Annotated in this window: 13 protein-coding genes and 1 tRNA gene; 3 read left to right on the top strand and 11 right to left on the bottom strand. The window is 68.6% G+C overall.

Going from position 1 to position 16,605, the window contains the following annotated elements:
* Window positions 1-40 precede the first annotated feature (40 nt).
* The 5 genes from GRI72_RS04685 to GRI72_RS04665 form a co-directional block, all read right to left on the bottom strand.
* Window positions 41-1,786, bottom strand: a complete 1,746-nt coding sequence (locus tag GRI72_RS04685; protein WP_160732781.1) for a tetratricopeptide repeat protein — start codon at window positions 1,784-1,786, stop codon at window positions 41-43.
* A gap of 4 nt (window positions 1,787-1,790) precedes the next feature.
* A complete protein-coding gene (prsR, locus tag GRI72_RS04680; protein WP_160732780.1) occupies window positions 1,791-3,155 on the bottom strand; it encodes a PEP-CTERM-box response regulator transcription factor in 1,365 nt (454 codons plus the stop codon).
* Window positions 3,155-5,284: an XrtA/PEP-CTERM system histidine kinase PrsK gene (prsK, locus tag GRI72_RS04675; RefSeq protein ID WP_160732779.1), complete on the bottom strand. Its 2,130-nt coding sequence runs from the start codon at window positions 5,282-5,284 to the stop codon at window positions 3,155-3,157. The genes prsR and prsK overlap by 1 nt, the downstream gene beginning before the upstream one ends.
* A complete protein-coding gene (locus GRI72_RS04670) occupies window positions 5,281-6,666 on the bottom strand; it encodes a TIGR03013 family XrtA/PEP-CTERM system glycosyltransferase (RefSeq protein WP_160732778.1) in 1,386 nt (461 codons plus the stop codon). The genes prsK and GRI72_RS04670 overlap by 4 nt, the downstream gene beginning before the upstream one ends.
* Before the next feature lie 94 nt (window positions 6,667-6,760).
* The gene (locus GRI72_RS04665; protein WP_160732777.1) at window positions 6,761-8,176 is read right to left on the bottom strand and encodes a helix-turn-helix domain-containing protein; all 1,416 of its coding nucleotides are present in this window, start codon (window positions 8,174-8,176) and stop codon (window positions 6,761-6,763) included.
* A 147-nt stretch (window positions 8,177-8,323) separates the two neighbouring features.
* Between GRI72_RS04665 and GRI72_RS04660 the strand changes: the two genes are divergently transcribed.
* The 3 genes from GRI72_RS04660 (at window position 8,324) to GRI72_RS04655 (ending at window position 10,836) form a co-directional block, all read left to right on the top strand.
* Window positions 8,324-9,922 carry an isocitrate lyase gene (locus GRI72_RS04660; RefSeq protein WP_160732776.1) on the top strand — a complete coding sequence of 533 codons (1,599 nt, stop codon included), beginning with the start codon at window positions 8,324-8,326 and terminating at the stop codon, window positions 9,920-9,922.
* Window positions 9,923-9,992: 70 nt separating this feature from the next.
* The gene (locus tag GRI72_RS14550) at window positions 9,993-10,166 is read left to right on the top strand and encodes a hypothetical protein (protein WP_202388934.1); all 174 of its coding nucleotides are present in this window, start codon (window positions 9,993-9,995) and stop codon (window positions 10,164-10,166) included.
* 136 nt (window positions 10,167-10,302) lie between these two features.
* Window positions 10,303-10,836 (top strand): hypothetical protein, encoded by a 534-nt coding sequence (locus GRI72_RS04655; RefSeq protein ID WP_160732775.1) that lies wholly within the window; start codon window positions 10,303-10,305, stop codon window positions 10,834-10,836.
* A 19-nt stretch (window positions 10,837-10,855) separates the two neighbouring features.
* Here GRI72_RS04655 and GRI72_RS04650 read toward each other — a convergent pair whose 3' ends face one another.
* The 6 genes from GRI72_RS04650 to GRI72_RS04625 all read right to left on the bottom strand — a co-directional run bounded on the left by GRI72_RS04650 (window position 10,856) and on the right by GRI72_RS04625 (window position 16,604).
* The gene (locus GRI72_RS04650; protein WP_419880235.1) at window positions 10,856-12,139 is read right to left on the bottom strand and encodes an amidohydrolase; all 1,284 of its coding nucleotides are present in this window, start codon (window positions 12,137-12,139) and stop codon (window positions 10,856-10,858) included.
* A gap of 241 nt (window positions 12,140-12,380) precedes the next feature.
* Window positions 12,381-14,144 carry an SLC13 family permease gene (locus tag GRI72_RS04645; protein WP_160732773.1) on the bottom strand — a complete coding sequence of 588 codons (1,764 nt, stop codon included), beginning with the start codon at window positions 14,142-14,144 and terminating at the stop codon, window positions 12,381-12,383.
* A gap of 459 nt (window positions 14,145-14,603) precedes the next feature.
* Window positions 14,604-15,137, bottom strand: coding sequence for a hypothetical protein (locus tag GRI72_RS04640; RefSeq protein WP_160732772.1), 534 nt, complete (start codon window positions 15,135-15,137; stop codon window positions 14,604-14,606).
* A gap of 76 nt (window positions 15,138-15,213) precedes the next feature.
* Window positions 15,214-15,298 (bottom strand) — tRNA-Leu (locus tag GRI72_RS04635).
* A gap of 102 nt (window positions 15,299-15,400) precedes the next feature.
* Window positions 15,401-16,234, bottom strand: a complete 834-nt coding sequence (locus GRI72_RS04630) for an inositol monophosphatase family protein (RefSeq protein WP_160732771.1) — start codon at window positions 16,232-16,234, stop codon at window positions 15,401-15,403.
* 16 nt (window positions 16,235-16,250) lie between these two features.
* Window positions 16,251-16,604: a hypothetical protein gene (locus tag GRI72_RS04625; protein ID WP_160732770.1), complete on the bottom strand. Its 354-nt coding sequence runs from the start codon at window positions 16,602-16,604 to the stop codon at window positions 16,251-16,253.
* Window position 16,605: the final 1 nt, after the last annotated feature.

Here is a 16,605-nt window from a genome sequence, read left to right as displayed (position 1 = left end):
GCCTTGTCGAGCCGCCCCGGGCACGGGGTCTGCCGCGCGCCTAGGGGGCGCTCGCCAGCGCTTCCACCGCCGCCTGCGCCGGTGCGCCGTCACCGCGCAGGACCTGCGCGAGCGCCGCGCGCGCGCCGCGGTGCCGGCGTTGCAGGCGGAATGCGCGCATGGCCAGTTCCCTCGCCTCTTCCTGCCGCCCCGCGCGCGCCGCGGCCCGCGCGGCGAGCGACAACAGCCCGGGGTCCTGCGCGCCGCCCAGGGCGAGCGCGCGGCGCAGCAGGGCCTCGGCGCCATCGAGCCAGTCGTCCTCGAAGGCAAGCCGGGCGGCCAGCGCCAGCGCCTCGCGATTGGCCGGCTCGCTCGCGAGCTGGTTGGCCAGGAGCCACTCCGCCCCGGCGCGATCGTCGATGGCCGCGTGGGCTGCGAGCATTCGGCGCGCCAGCGGCCAGGGCCGGCGAATGGCCGCCGCCGCGCGATAGCTTTCGATCGCCTCGCGCGGCCGGCCGGCAGCGAGGTGCACATCGCCGGCAAGGCTCCGCGCATCGGCCGAGCCGGGGAAGCGGCCGAGGAAGGCCTTGGCCGCAGCCATGGCCTGTGCGGTCCTGCCTTCCGCCAGCGCCGCGCGGATATAGGCCTGTGTCTCGATCCCGCTTGGCGCTTCGCCCAGTGTGAGCGGACCGCCGGGCCTGCCGCTTGCCAGCAGGACCGGGCTGTCAGGCATGGGCGCGGCCGCCCGCTCCAGGAAAGGCGCGGCCTGCTCGCGTTCGCCCAGCGCCTCGTAAGCCCGGCCCACGGTCTGCACCAGGTAGCGGTCGGCATCCTCGGCCCGCGCGGCCGCGGCGAAGCGATAGACCAGTTCGCGGTTGTTGCCCGCGAGGTGGAGCGCGCGCACCAGAAGTTGCCGGACGCGCCGGTTGTCCGGCTGTTCGCGCAGCAGACGATCGAGCACCTGCGCCGCGCTGGCAGGGTTGCCCGTTTCGAGATCGACGACGGCACCGGTCAAACGGGCCGCGGCGTCGATCCGCCGGGCAGAGCCCCCGCGCGCGAGGAGGTCGCGCGCCAGGCCGAATTCGCCCGCCCGCGCCGCCAGCACCGCCTGGTAGAGCAGGACGCGCGGATCGCGCGGCGCCAGCCCGGCCATCTCGCGGACCTGCGCGAGCATTTCCGGCGCGCGGCCAAGCTCGCCCAGCGTGGCGGCACTATCCGCGAGGAGATCGACGTTCGCCGGCTCCACCTCCAGCGCGGCCTCGAACCACGGCAGCGCCGCCTCCATTCCGTGCGCATCGCGCACGAGCTGTCCGCGCAGGTGCAGCGCCTCGGCATTGCGCGGCGCCAGTTCCACCGCGCGCTCGCTCGCCGCGATCGCCTGCGCCTGCTCTCCGCCGAGATAGCGCAGGCGGCCGATATCGCTCCACAGGCGGGGATCGTCGGGCGCGATCCGCAGAGCGCGGTCGAACGCCGCGCCCGCGGCGGCGAGGTTGCCCTCGCGCATTTCCAGCCTGCCCAGGATGCGGAAACCCCGCGCCCGCGTGCCTGGCGAGAACTGGCCGCCTCCCAGCCAGGCCCGCGCCGCCACCAGGTCGCCCTGGAGCAGCTCGGCCTCGCCGAGATAGGCGGCCAGCTCCTCGCGCGCGGTGCCGCGGTCGAGCTGGCGCCGCAGCGCGATCTCGGCCCCCAGCGGATCGCCCCGCTCCATCGCGGCGACCGCGACGTCGACCGGGTCGGATGCCGGCTGTGGCTGCGAACAGGCGGCCATTGCCAGCGCCAGCAGCGCGATCGTGCCCCTGCCCGCCATCGGCTCAGCCCTGCAGATCGTACTGCTTGAGCAGGTCGTAGAGGGTCGGCCGGCTGATCCCGAGCAGCTTTGCCGCCTTCGAGATATTGCCTTCGCTGCGCGACAGTGCCTGCCGGATCACGCGCCGGTCGGCCCGCTCGCGCGCGCTCTTGATATTGAGCGGCAGCGCCTCTTCCTCCAGCGCGTCCTCCAGGTCGAGGTCGGCCGCGCCGACCAGCTTTCCATCGGCCATGATGACCGCGCGCTTGACCCGGTTTTCCAGCTCGCGGACATTGCCGGGCCAGTTCCAGGCGTCGATCGCGGCGAGGGCGTCGGGTGCGAAACCCTTGATCGCCGGGTTCATTTCCGCCGCCATGCGCTTGAGGAAGGCCTTGGCAAGGAGGACGGGATCGCCCGGCCGCTGGGACAGGGGGGGGATCTTGATCACGATTTCCGCCAGCCGGTAGAACAGGTCCTCGCGGAAGCGCCCCTCGCGCGTCATCGCCTCGAGATCCTGGTGCGTCGCGCAGACGATCCGCGTGTCCACGTCGATCGCGCTGCGTCCGCCGAGGCGCTCGATCTGCCGTTCCTGGAGGAAGCGCAGCAGCTTGACCTGGAGGGGCAGCGGAATGTCGCCCACTTCGTCGAGAAACAGCGTGCCGCCATGGGCCTGCTCGATCTTCCCCTCGGTCGTTTTCACCGCCCCGGTGAAGGCCCCTTTCTCGTGTCCGAACAGTTCCGCCTCGAGCAGGGTTTCGGGAATCGCGGCGCAGTTGATCGCGACGAAGCGCCCCGCCGCACGGCCGCTGGCATCGTGCAGACCGCGGGCGAGCAGTTCCTTGCCCGTGCCGCTCGCGCCGAGGAGCATGACCGAGACGTCGGTATTCGCGACCCGTTCGATCGTACGCGCGACCTTCATCATTTCGGGCGCCGCGGTGATCAGGCTGCCGAGCACGGTCTTGCCTTCCGGGCTGCGCAGCGCGAGACGCGCGTTTTCCTGCTCCATCTCCCACAAGTTGAACGCGCGGCGCACGATCAGGCCCAGCTCGTCGATATCGACCGGCTTGCGGTAGAAGTCGTAAGCCCCGCGCGAGATCGCCTCGAGCGCGCTCTCGCGGGCCGAGTGGCCCGATGCGACGATGACCTTCGTATCGGGCTTGAGCGCCATGATCGCGTCGAGCACCGCGAACCCTTCGCTCACCCCGTCCGGATCGGGCGGCAGGCCAAGGTCGAGCGTGACGACCGGCGGCGCATCGGACCGCAACGCGGCGAGCGCCGATTCGCGGTCGCGGGCCGCGACGATCTCGAAATCCTCGTAAGCCCACTTGAGCTGCGCCTGCAGGCCCTCGTCGTCCTCGACCACCAGCAGCCGGGGTTTGTCCTGCGCCATCAGGCCGCCTCCGATCCGTCGCCGCGCGAGTCATCGTGGCCGCCCGCGCGCGCAATCTGGGCGGCGACGAACATCGGCAGGGTGACCGAGAAGCGCGTGCCGATGCCGGGCCGCGAATCGACGTCGATCCGCCCGCCCATCGCGCGCACCAGTTCGCGCGCCTCGTAGGCGCCGATGCCGAAACCGTTGGATTTCGACGATACGAACGGCTTGAACAGGCCGTCGCGAACGAAGTCCGCCGACATGCCGGGGCCCGAATCGACGATGTCGATCCGACCGCGCACGCCGTCGCTGGAAACGTCGAGATAGACCGGCATCCCCTCTTCGCTGGCATCGAGCGCGTTCTGGACGAGGTGTCCGATCGCCTGCTCCAGCGCCTCCCCGTCGGCGAGGACCTCAACCTCGGCGGTGCCGATCACCGACAGCGCGCCGCGATCGCCGAGCGAGGACCGGACCCGCTGTGCCAGCGCGCCCAGCGAGACACGGTCGAGCGAGGAACTTCCGGCCGACTGGTAACGGCCCAGCCGGTTCATCAGCGCGGTCAGCTTTTCCGCGCTGTTGCGCAGGGTCACCAGCATGTCCGCCCGGAAGTCCGGGTTGTCCGCATGGCGCTCCGCGTTGCGCGCCAGCAGCGAAAGCTGGCTGGCGAGGTTCTTCACATCGTGCATGACGAAGGCGATCCGGCGCGAGAATTCGTCGAACTGGCGCGCTTCGAGCAGGGCCTGGTGGCTCGCCCGTTCGGCGAGGTAGCTGGCGAGCTGCCGGCCGACGAGGCGCAGCAGGTCGAAGTCCTCCCAGTCCAGCTTGCGCGCGATCGGCGGCCTCGCCAGGACGACGAGCCCGCGGAGCTGGTCGAAGTGAAGCAGCGGCACCGCGGCCCAGGCGCGCGGCAGGTCGCGCAGCCAGGGGGGCAGGTCGATCGGCGGATCGCACGCCTCGGGCCGGGCGCGCTGCGCCTCTACGTCGACGATGTGGGCCGCTTTCTCCACTGCGGCCGCGAAACGGGCGGGGATCGCGCGCGGCGGAACCTCGATCTCGGGCCAGTTCCAGCGCGCGGCCAGGACCATTGCACCATCCTCGTCCGGGACGAAGAGCAGTCCTGAAGGGCTCTCCGCCACTTCCGCCATGGCGCGGGTCGCGCGCTCGTAGAGGTCGCTGCCGTCCTGAGCCGGCCCGGCCTGTCCCATTGTCTGGGCCAGGCGAAGCCACTCGGTGCGATAGTCGTAACGGTGTTCGAACAGGTGCTTGATCACCGTCACCTTCCACCAGCCGCGCAGCTTGCGCGACGGCAGCCAGTAGAGCGCGGCCACGACTGCCGCGAACAGCAGGCCGACCTGGGTAAGGCGCTGCACCCCGTCGCCGAGGAGATCGAGCGACTGCGCGAGGATCGCCATCGCCACGAGATAGGCCCCGATCAGCACCAGCGAGAGCGTGCGGAAAGCGACCGCGTGCGACGGGCTGAGCCGCCGCGCCTGCACCTCGGCACTGCCGCCGAAGACGACGATCGCCCCGACCAGCCCCGCGACGATGCCGTGGAAAGCCGCCAGCCCGTCGAGCGTGCCGCCGAGATAGGCGATCGTGTAGAAGTTGAGATCGTAGGCCCAGAACGCCGCCAGGCCGCCCGCGGGCCAGCGCAGCAGCGTCCGCGTCGCCGGCCCCGCCCCGGCATAGAGATTGTGAACCAGCATCAGCGCGCCAACCGCCACCAGCACGTTCAGAAGGGCGGAAATGTCGAAGGCAGGCGAATCCGGGTTGGCCAGCGTGCCGCGTGCCGCCAGGGCAATCGCCAGTTGCAACCCGGTCACGAACACGAGCGAGAAAACCAGCGGGCGAACCGCCTGCATCAGGTGGTGGCGGCCGTCCGCGGCGAAGAGGCGGTAGAGGACCGCGATCCAGGCGACGTCGCGGGCGGCGGCCAGGGCCACGCCCAGCCCGTGCCCCGCCCCGAGCGCGGCGACCGCCAGGCACCAGGCACCGGTCGCCGCCAGCGCGCCGAGGGTCCACCCGCGGTGCGGGATCGCCACGCGCCGGTTGCGCAGCAGCCAGCCGGCAGAGACCGTGCAGGCCAGCGCCCCCGCCAGATGCAGGAAGAAGCCGACGAACTGCCAGCCTGCGGCGAGCCCCGTCATCGGGCCCCCTCGTGCCACAGCACGACGCGCAGGGTCTGGAGCAGGATCAGCAGGTCGAGGAAGGGCGTGTAGTTCTTGGCGTAATAGAGATCGTATTCCAGCTTGTGCCGCGCGTCCTCGATCGACGCGCCGTAGGGGTAGTTGATCTGCGCCCAGCCGGTGATCCCGGGCTTCACCATGTGCCGCTCTGCATAATAGGGCAGCTTCTCCTCCAGGTCGGCGACGAACTTGGGCACTTCGGGGCGCGGGCCGACGAAGCTCATCTTCCCCGTCAGCACGGTCCAGACCTGCGGCAGTTCGTCGATCCGGGTCTTGCGTATGAACCGGCCGACGCGGGTGATCCGGCTATCGTTTCGCTCGGCCCATTTCGCCCCGTCCTTTTCCGCATCGACACGCATCGAGCGCAGCTTCACCAGGTCGAACGGCTGCCCGTAGAGGCCCACGCGGGTCTGGCGAAAGAACGCCGGCCCCTTGCTGTCGAGCTTCACCAGCAGGGCGAACAGCGCGATCACGGGGAAAGTCAGCAGCAGCAACAGGCCGCTGGCGACGATGTCGAACACCCGCTTGAAAGCGCTGGAGAACATCCGGCCGGACGAAAAGCCGTCGGAAAAGATCAGCCAGCTGGGATTGAGCGTGTCGAGATCGACGCGGCCCGTCTCGCGTTCCAGGAAGCTGGAGAAATCGTTGACGTGAACGCCCATCGTCTTGATCCGCAGCAGGTCCTTGAGCGGCAGGGCGTTGCGCCGTTCCTCCAGCGCCAGGACGACTTCGCTCGCCCCCAGGTTCTCGACGAACCGGCCGAGATCGTGAATGGCAGAGCGGGCGATCGCTTCCTCCACCTCGCGCTCGCCATCGGACATGGCGATGTAGGAAACGATCGCGAAGCCGCTTTCGGGGCGGTCGCCCAGTTCGCGCAGGCGCTGCGCGCGCCGGCCCGCGCCGAGCACGAGGATGCGCCGCCGAAAGGCCGAGGCGCCGAGGAACGAGCCGAGCAGGAGGCGATTGAGCAGCAGGAAGGCCGCTGACAGCACCATCGCGAAGAGCAGGGTCGAACGCCAGAAGGTCAGGCCCGGGATCAGGAAATCGAGCAGCGACAGGGCGATGATCGCCAGGCTGATTGCGACCAGCAGGCGGGCGCAGGCATAGCGCATCGAACGCAGCGCCTCGCTGCCGTACACCCCGACCGAGATCATCGCGATCCAGACCGTGGTCGCGAACCCGGCCAGCGGGGCCACCCTGTCGCCCAGCGGGCCGGTATCGATCCCCGCCTGCGACGCGCGCAGGATCCAGCCGAGCTCGCCGGCGGCGACGAGCAGCAGCAGGTCGACCAGGCCCAGCAGCAAGACCGCGTGGGGGATATAGTGCTTGAAGAGGCGGATCATTCCCGTCCGGTCCGGAAAATTGCGAATACCGGGCCGGCATAGGCGCCAGAGGTGAAATGTCGGTAAACTTTACAGCCTGTCCCCCGCGCGCCGTTCACCCGCGCCTGCGCGAGGGCGGAGCGTCGCCGGCCGCATGGGCGCTGAAACGATAGGGGCTGAACCCGCGCTCGTGGCTGTCGAACGCCAGCTGCGCGTTACGCGGCGGCAGCGAGCGCTGTCGGCAATCGACCGCGTGGCAGGCCTGGCATCCCGGGCCGATGCGCTGGGCCTGTTCGCGCCGCAGCGGCAGCCCGCGCGCGGCCGCGAGTTCGCCGGCGAAGCGCGCCTCGATCCCGACGACGACCGAGAACTGCGCCTCGTCGCCCGCACCCACGCCTTCCGACATGCGCGCGACGGTCAGCCAGTGGTCGTGCGCCTCGGCCCCTTCGACCGCGATTTCCTGCACGCACCACTCGCCCGCGCGGTCGAAGGCCCGGTGCAGGTGCCACAGCGGGCACGTCGCGTCGCCCTCGAAGAACGTTGCCCCGCTCGCCCCCGCGAAGCGCTTGGAAAACTGGCCGGCGCGGTCGACCCGGGCCATGAAGAACGGCAGGCCCCGCTGGCCGACCCGCTGCAAGGTGGTCAGCCGGTGCGCGAGCTGTTCGAAGCTGACCCCGAAGCGGCGCATCAGGACGGGAAAGTCGTAGCCGGTCGCGTCGCATGCGCGCAGGAACCGGCCATAGGGCATGATCAGCGCGGCGGCGAAATAGCTCTGCAGGTGCCGCTCGAACAGCCGCCGCGCCTGCTCGCTCGCCAGGTCCGCCCCCGCCGCGAGCGCCCGGATCGCGTCGCGCTGTTCCAGCAGGGCGAGCTGGGCCGCGATCTGGAAATTGCGCGATGCCGGGTCGAGCATTTCCGAAAGCTGCAGCTGCCGGGCGTGGAGGTCGAGCCGGCGGACGAGGTCCGGCATGACGTCGCGCGGCAGGATGCGGAGCGCGATCTGGTGCCGTTCGCGCAGCCGCTCAGTCAGCGCCGCGCCCAGGTCGGCGCGCGACAGGCGCAGCTCATCGGCCAGTTCCTCCGCCGCCGTGTCGAGATCGGCGAAGTGGTTGCGCCAACGCTCGATCTCGCGCCGGCAGGCGGCCAGGGGGTCTTCCCCGCTCGCGGTCCCCTGCCCGGCATTGTCGTAGAGCGTGGCGAAGGCGCTGGCGAAATGCGGGGCCACGGCCAGGATCTCGGCCATCTCGTCGCGGTCGATCGCGAAAGGGGCGAAGCGTTCGTCGGCAAGGCGCCGCGCGAGGCCGTCCACCCCGCCGACATTCTCCGCCTCGCGCAAGCTGCGCGGATCGAAATCGAACCGCTCGACCACCTGCATCATGACGCGCGCGGTCAGCGGGCGCTGGTTGCGTTCGATCAGGTTGAGGTAACTGGGCGATATGCCCAGCTGCCCGGCCATGGCCGCCTGGGTCAGCCCCTCGCGCCGCCGCAACCGGCGCAGGGCCGGGCCGGCAAAGACCGCTTCATCCGCCATATGTAAATACCTTTACAACTTTACACTTCAGATTGCCACATTCAGCGCAATTGGACAACAAAGTGTGTAAGTTTTCCTGTCCGCTCCGCTTGTCGGCTGCCATCAAAGGTCCCGAGGCGACCGCCGACATTTTCAGGAGACCGAGACGTGACGTACCAGGGCAAGATCGACGAGTTTCGCAGCACCATCGGCAGCCGCGGCGCCCCGTGGGATGCGATCGATCCCGAGTCGGCGGCCCGGATGAAGATCCAGAACCGCTTCCCCACCGGGCTCGACATCGCGCGCCATACCGCGCGGATCATGCGCGAAGACATGGCGGCCTACGACGCCGATCCCGCCGCCTACACCCAGTCGCTGGGTTGCTGGCACGGGTTCATCGGCCAGCAGAAGATGATCTCGATCAAGAAGCACTTCGGCAGCACCAAGGGCCGTTACCTCTACCTGTCGGGCTGGATGGTCGCCGCGCTGCGCAGCGAGTTCGGGCCCCTGCCCGACCAGTCGATGCACGAGAAGACGAGCGTGCCCGCGCTGATCGAGGAGCTCTATACCTTCCTGCGCCAGGCCGACGCGCGCGAACTGGGCATGATGTTCCGCGATCTCGATGCCGCGCGCGAACGCGGCGACGCGGTCGAAACCAAGCGGCTCGAACACGCGATCGAGAACCACGAGACGCACGTCGTGCCGATCATCGCCGACATCGACGCCGGCTTCGGCAATGCCGAGGCGACTTACCTGCTCGCCCGCAAGATGATCGAGGCCGGGGCCTGCGCGCTCCAGATCGAAAACCAGGTGAGCGACGAGAAGCAATGCGGCCACCAGGACGGCAAGGTCACCGTCCCGCACGAGGACTTCCTGCAGAAGATCCGCGCGATCCGCTATGCCTTCCTCGAACTCGGCGTCGAAGACGGGATCATCGTCGCCCGCACCGACAGCCTCGGCGCCGGCCTGACCAAGCAGATCGCCTATAGCAGCGAGCCGGGCGACCTGGGCGACCAGTACAACGCCTTCCTCGATTGCGACGAGGTGGAACCGGGCTCGATCGGCAACGGCGAGGTCCTGATCACGCGCGACGGCAAGCTCATGCGGCCCAAGCGCCTGCCGAGCAACCTCTACCAGTTCCGCCAGGGAACCGGCGAAGACCGCTGCGTGCTGGACTGCATCACCGCGCTCCAGAACGGGGCCGACCTGCTGTGGATCGAGACCGAGAAGCCCCACATCGGCCAGATCGGCGGGATGGTCAGCCGGATCCGCGAGGTGATCCCCGATGCGAAGCTGGTCTACAACAACTCGCCCAGCTTCAACTGGACGCTCAACTTCCGCCAGCAGGTCTACGACGCCTGGGCGGAGGAAGGCCGCGACCTCTCGGCCTACGACCGGGACAAGCTGATGAGCGTGGATTACGACGGCACCGACCTGGCTGCCGAGGCCGACGAGCGCATCCGCACGTTCCAGAAGGACGCATCGCGCGAGGCAGGCATCTTCCACCACCTGATCACCCTGCCGACCTATCACACGGCGGCGCTGAGCACGGACAACCTCGCCAAGCGTTACTTCGGCGAAGAAGGGATGCTCGGCTACGTCCGCCAGGTCCAGCGCGAGGAGATCCGCCAGGGCATCGCCTGCGTGAAGCACCAGAACATGGCCGGGAGCGACATCGGCGACGACCACAAGGAGTACTTCGCCGGCGAAGCCGCCCTGAAGGCCGGCGGCGAGCACAACACGATGAACCAGTTCGCGGCCGCCTGACCGGCGTTCGCAACCCGATCGCGGCGGCACCGTCCCCCGCCGCCGCGACACCGCCTGAAGGAGAGGCACGATGACGACCACCGAAGCCCCGCCCCGCGAACCGGGCCGCGCCCGCGCCCTGTTCTCGACCGCCGATTTCAAGCTCCTGCGCGCCGCGCTGGCCAGCCACGCCCGCACGGTCGAGGATCGCGACGAGCTCGCCCGCATCAACGCATTGCACCACCGGCTCGGCACCTACAGCTGAGCCTGCTCACAGTCTCCTGGGGAGGAGAGCACGGCCGTCGGGGTCCTTCGGGGCTTCGGCGGTCGTCTTGTATCGGCGGCGGGTGGCGGCGGCCCGCGTTGCGGCGATCTTAACCTTTCCCCCCTAGGCGGACGCAATGGCACGTCGCGCACGCCCGACCGGACTGAATGCCAAGGTATACAGGCACTTCGCGGTGATCACCGTGTGCCTGACGGGCACCCTGGCGATCTTCGCCGACGGGGAGAACCGCGCCGCGGTCGCCGAGACGATCGACGACCGCGAGGAGCAGACCCGCCTGGCCGAGGCCGAGGCCCGCAAGTACGGCAAGCCCCGCCTGATCAACGCCGCCGGGGCCCGGCCGCGCCAGCGCCCCGCGCGTTTCGACCACGGCGATGCCGGCGGCGAGTTCGGCGCGCCGATGGACCGGGTCGCGGTGACCGAACTGGGCAGCGGCCGGCAGCCCGCCCGCGGCGGCGGCGCGGTGGGCGGCGCGGGGGCCGGCCCGGTCGTCGATTACACCGCGCTGGGCATGACGCGCGCGGAGTTCGAGAGCCTTTCGCCGAGCCAGCAGCGCGCCCTGCTGGAGCAGCTGCGGGACCGCCGCGCGCGCCAGGCGCGCGCCCTGCTCGAACGCTCGGCCGAACGCGGCGGAACCCGGCTGGAGCTCTAGCGCCCCGCCCCGGCGCCGCTCAGCCCCCCGCTGCCGGCATCAGGTCGAGCGTCGCCGCGGTCAGCGCCTCGGCCGCGGTCGCGATCACTTTCTCCGCGTCGGGCGCCCAGAACGGGCTGTGCAGCGAAGGCAGCGTGGCCTCGCCCCGCTGCGCGGCATCGAACTGTTCCTGCGGCACGCCGCCGACCCAGAAGATCAGCGACTTCACCCCCTCGGGATCGGCGCGCAGGTACTGGCTGAAGTCCTCCCCGCCCATGACCGAGGGCACCTGTTGCACCCGGTCCTGGCCGAAGCGTTCGCGGAAGGCGGCCATCACGTCCTCGGTGAAGTCGGGCGAGTTGTAGGTCGCCGGGGTATAGGGTTCCTGCACCGTCACCTCCGGCATCCGGTCTTCCGGCATCCCGGCGGCGATCGCTTCCCCGCGCGCGATCCGCGCGATCCCGTCGAGCAGCAGCTTGCGCGATTCGTCGGTGTAGGAGCGCACGGTGAGCTGGAGCCGCGCCTCGTCGGAGATGATGTTGTGCTTCGCGCCCGAATGGAAGCTGCCGACCGTCACCACCGCCGGTTCGAGCGGGCTCGATTCGCGGCTGACCAGCGTCTGCAGCTTCATCACGATCGCGCTGGCGAGCACGATCGGGTCGCGCGTCGTGTGCGGATAGGCGCCGTGGCCGCCGACGCCGGGGATGACGACGTCCACGCTGTCCACGTTGGCCAGCGCGAAGCCGGGGGAATAGCCGATCATCCCGGCGGGGAACTGCGCCGCGTCGTGGAAGGCGATCACGTAATCGGGCTTGGGGAAGCGGGTGTAGAGGCCGTCCTCGATCATCGCGAGCGCGCCTTCGCCCAGTTCCTCGGCCGGCTGGAGGATCATGACCAGCGTGCCCGACCAGCTATCGCGCCGTTCGACCAGTTGCATCGCCGCGCCGTACCAGGCCGCCATGTGGGTATCGTGCCCGCAGGCATGCATGACCCCGGTCTCCACGCCCGAGGCCGGTACCGCGACCTCTTTCGAAGCGAAGGGCAGGCCCGTCTGTTCGACCACCGGCAGCCCGTCCATGTCCGCGCGCAGCATGACGGTGGGGCCTTCGCCGTTCTCCAGCACGGCGACGACGCCGGTGCGGCCGACCTGCTCGGTCACGGTGAAGCCCAGTTCGCGCATGCGCGCCGCCAGCTTGGCCGCGGTCTTCACTTCCTGGAAGCTGAGTTCGGGGTGGGCGTGGAGATCGCGGTACAGTTCCATCAGGCCCGGCATGTCGGCCGCGACCGCGTCGCGCAGTTCGTCGGCCTGGGCCGGGACAGCCATCATCATGGCCCCGGCAAAGAGCGAGACCCGTGACGCAAAACGCCTTGCACGTTTGCTGGAAATGCCTGCGATCATTGAACGATTCCCTCCTGCTCGTGACCTTTCGCCCGGCCTGCCGCGCGCGCCGTGACCTTTCGTCCCCGCCGCGCCTGCCGCCGCACCGCCCCCGGGGGCGACCCCCGCGGGCAACCCCGGAGCTGCAACCATTGCAGATCGCGCGCGTGTAGGAAAGCGGTCGCGCTTACATCCCGTAAGTCGTCACCAGCAGGACCGAGAGCGTCGCCACCATCAGCAGGACGAGCGGCACGCCGGTGCGGATGTAGTCTTTGAACTCGTAGTTCCCCTCCGCCATGATCAGCATGTTCGTCTGGTAGGCGATCGGCGTGGCGTAACACAGGTTGCACCCGAACAGGACCGCCAGGATCAGCGGTTCGGGCGGCAGGCCGAGCTGCTGCGCGATGCTGAAGGCGATCGGGGTGCCGACCGTCGCCGCGGTGGCGTTGGAGGCGAAATTGGTCAGGAACGTCACGAAGAGCATGATCGTGGCGAGGACCGCGGCGGGCGGCAGGAACTGCAGCCCCGATGCCAGCGCCTCGCCCAGCCAGGCCGCCGCCCCGCTTTCGAGCACGATCCGGCCGACCGCGATGCTGGCCGCGACCAGCACGATGACCTTGGCCGACAGCGCGCGGCCCACGCGGTCGAACTTCACGCAGCCGGTCACGAACATCAGGATCGCCCCGGCCAGCGCCGAGATGGCGATCGGCAGAAGCCCGATCGACGCCAGCCCGACCGAACCGAGCATGATCGCGCCCGCCAGCACCGCCTTCGAGCGGCGCGGAAGCTCGCGCATGCCCTCCAGCGTCAGGAGGCTGTCGGCGCGGGCGAAATCGTTGAGATCCTCCCCCAGTCCCATGACCAGCAGGACGTCGCCTTCGGCGATCCGCAGGTCGCCCCCTTCGCTGTAACGGTCTTTCTCCCCCACAAGCCGGTCGGGCCGGTGGATGCCGAGCACCGCGACGCCGTAGAGATCGGCAATGCCCGATGTCGGCAGGGTGCGGTTGATGAGGCGCGAATCGGCCGTGACCGTCATTTCGACGACCGCGATATCGGCCCCGGTTTCCGAGGAGCGCCGCCGGATCCGGTCGAGCACCCAGGCCGGGGCGACTTCGCCCTTGAGCGTGCGCATCGCCTCTTCCAGCGCCTCGTGCGTGCCCGAGATCGTCAACTGCTGCTGCGGCTGGATCGGCCCGGCGGGCGCGTCGTGGAAGGCGATGTCCGCCGGCAGCCGCGGGAGGATGGAGGCGAGGACCTGGCCGTTCAGCGCGCTGTCGTCGCCGATCCGCAGGCGGGTCTGGAACCGGCGGGGGACATAGGCCTCGGCCACCGTGTTGTCGCGCAGGAGGCGCGGCATGACGAGCCAGAGATAGGGCAGCGCGATCAGCGAGGCGGCGAGGACGATCGGCGTGTAGTGGAACACGCCCATCGGCGGCATTCCCAGGTCGCGCGCGATCGAGACGACGAGGATGTTGGTCGACGTGCCGATCGTGGTCGCCATGCCGCCGATCAGCACGGCGGCGTTGAGCGGGATCAGCGTCTTCGATGCCGGCATCGCCCCGCGCGCGGCGAGGCTGACGAAGATCGGCAGGAGGAGGACGAGAACCGGCGTGTCGTTGACGCCCATCGACAGGGCGAAAGCGATCAGCAGCGATACCAGCAGGCCGAGCTGGACGTTGAGCTTGAACACGCGTTCGAGGAACCGGGCCGCCGGCTCCAGCGCGCCGGTGACCACCAGCCCGCGGCCCATGATCATCAGCGCGCAGATCGTTATCAGCGCGTAGTGGCCGAAGCCCGAGAAGGCGAGTTGCAGCCCGTCGGTCGGGCCCGTCCCCTCGAGCGGGAAGAAGTAGAGACCGACCGCGATCACCGCGATCGTCAACAGCGAGATGATCTCCACCGGCATGCGCCCGCGCGCGAAGGCGACGAACATGACGACCGTGATCGCCATCGCCGCAATCGCGTGGAAAGAAGGAACCCCCGGCAACATTCGCTGCCGAATTCCCAGAGGTGCGCCGCAATATCAAGCGAATATCGCCGATGCGGTCTGTCGTGGAGTGGGGAGATGCCGGGCAACGGGGCTACGGTGTAAGGTGAAAGTGGCGGCGGGCCGCGCGTTATTCCGATGATGCCCAGGGTAAGGGTGCAGGAATTCCATGGAATCAGCGCTTTGCTGATGTCCAACTTATCTGGCGGCCCGCGGTAAGCCGCCGCAAGCAGCAAGCCGATGCCCAACTGTCTGCGTGTGCGATTTCGCCCATCGTCAGACCGGAAACCGAAACGCCGCCGTTCCCGCAGACAGCGATGCTGGTCTTTTGACCGAAATCGGGTGGCTTGCGGACGGGACTCAATTCCGTGGGTGACAATGACGAGGAATAAGGGAGATCTAAGGCCTGGTTGGGCACCTAAGCTAGGGCAGTCCTAACTCGATTGCATCCTTAGCCGAGTGGATGGACCAACTCCCTTCTCCACTTTTCATGATATTTTCTACACAGTCGGACTCTACATCATTCATTTCGTCCCAAAAAACAGCAACAAACGGACTTGAATGAAGGCCTTGAGAAGGGACGAAGTGCAATTCGATTACACCGCAATTTCTCAGTTTTTTGCCTATAGATGCTACACCTAACTCATAAGCGGAAGCTGAATGGTAATATTCTTCCGATTTCTCACCATCGAAAAATAAGATGACTGTCCTTTCTTCATGGCTTTTTTCTTGAGACAGAAATTCTCCGACAATGAAAGAAAGAGTGCTCGCTGCCGCACCCAGTGTAATTCCAACAAGAAGTCGCCTCATTCCAAAGCCCCCACGGAATCTTGGACACGTTGTCTCTGCCGATAGCTTGAAGTTGACGCCTTCTGATTTGTCCGCAAAGTCGTCGCTAGCGGAAATCCGGCATTTAGCCCAGGTTGGAGCGATTCTGCCAACACGCGGCCAGATCAAGGTTCGACATGGCTGCGCCTCAAGTCGATTGCCCAACCTTTAGAAAACGGGCGAAAGATAGGGCGACATCAAACTCTGGTGCCCCTGGCCGGACTCGAACCGGCACTTCCGTGGAAATTCGATTTTGAGTCGAACGCGTCTACCAATTCCGCCACAGGGGCACTGGTGCGGGAGAGCGGCGGATAGCCGCGCGCGGGCCGGGGTTCAAGCGGCAGCGACGCGCGCGCCCCGCGGCGCCGCCCCTGCCCGGGCGGCGCGGATCGTCAGGCCTTGAGCGCGCCCGCCAGCAGCTTGTGGAGCTTGGAATGGAGCGTGTCGTTCGCGGCCAGGACCTGCTTCGCGTGGATCGGCTGCGTACGCCCGCGATAGTCGCTGACGAAGCCGCCCGCCTCGCGCACCAGCAGGCAGCCGGCGGCGGTGTCCCACAGCGCGAGGTCGCTTTCCCAGAAGCCGTCGAACCGGCCCGCGGCCAGCCAAGCGAGGTCGAGCGAGGCCGCGCCGTAGCGGCGGATGCCGGCGACCTGCGGCCCGATCGCGGCGAAGATCCGGCCCCATTCGCCGAAATCGCCGTGGCCGCCATAGGGAATGCCGGTCGCGATCAGCGATTCGGGCAGGCGCGAGCGCGACGAGACCCGCAGGCGCGCGTCCTGCAGCCAGGCGCCGCGCGATTTCTCGGCCCAGAACGTCTCGTCGGTGATCGGCTGGTAGACGACCCCGGCCGTCACCTCTCCCCAGCCCGAACCGTCCGGCCCCTTCCCGTCCAGCGCAGGCTCCTGCACTGCGATCGAGATCGCGAAGTGCGGAATGCCGTGGAGGAAGTTGCTGGTGCCGTCGAGCGGATCGACGATCCAGCGCGGCTTGCCCAGATCGCCCTCGATCGTGCCGGCCTCCTCCATCACGAAGCCCCAGTCGGGGCGGGCATGGATCAGCTCGTCGTAGATCGTGCGTTCGGCCGCGCGGTCGGCCTTGGAAACGAAGTCCGAAGGCCCCTTGCGGCTGACCTGGAGGTGCTCGATCTCGCCGAAGTCGCGGCGCAGGCGGCCGCCGGCCTTGCGCGCGGCGCGCTCCATTACGCGGATCAGTCCGGAAAGGGCCATCGTCTTGTCAGTCCTGTCAGTCGAGCGCGATCTGGATCGATTGCGCGGTCAGTTCGATTTCGCCCCACCCGCTCGATATATTGGCATAGTCGCCGTCGATCGTGGCCGAGTAGATATCGGAATAATCGACCTCGCGCCCGTCTTCGGGCCGGGCCTTGCGCAGGCGAAGGTCGTCGAGGTCGGCGAAGCGGATGAAGCCCTTGCGATAGCAGCCGTCCTCGCCGTCGGCGGGAGCCTGGTAACGCGGGTGGGCGTCGAGCAGGTGGAAATCCATCTCCAGCGTGAGCGACTCGTCGTCGTAGATCACGCCGAGGATATAGCTGGTGGCCAGGTCGATCCCGGCCAGTCTCGGATCGCCCCCTTCGCCCATG

Source organism: Pelagerythrobacter marinus, from assembly GCF_009827515.1.
In the GTDB taxonomy this organism is placed as follows: Bacteria; Pseudomonadota; Alphaproteobacteria; order Sphingomonadales; family Sphingomonadaceae; genus Pelagerythrobacter; species Pelagerythrobacter marinus.
The sequence above is the reverse complement of the archived record's forward strand: the minus strand, read 5'-3'. Positions and strand labels throughout refer to the sequence as shown.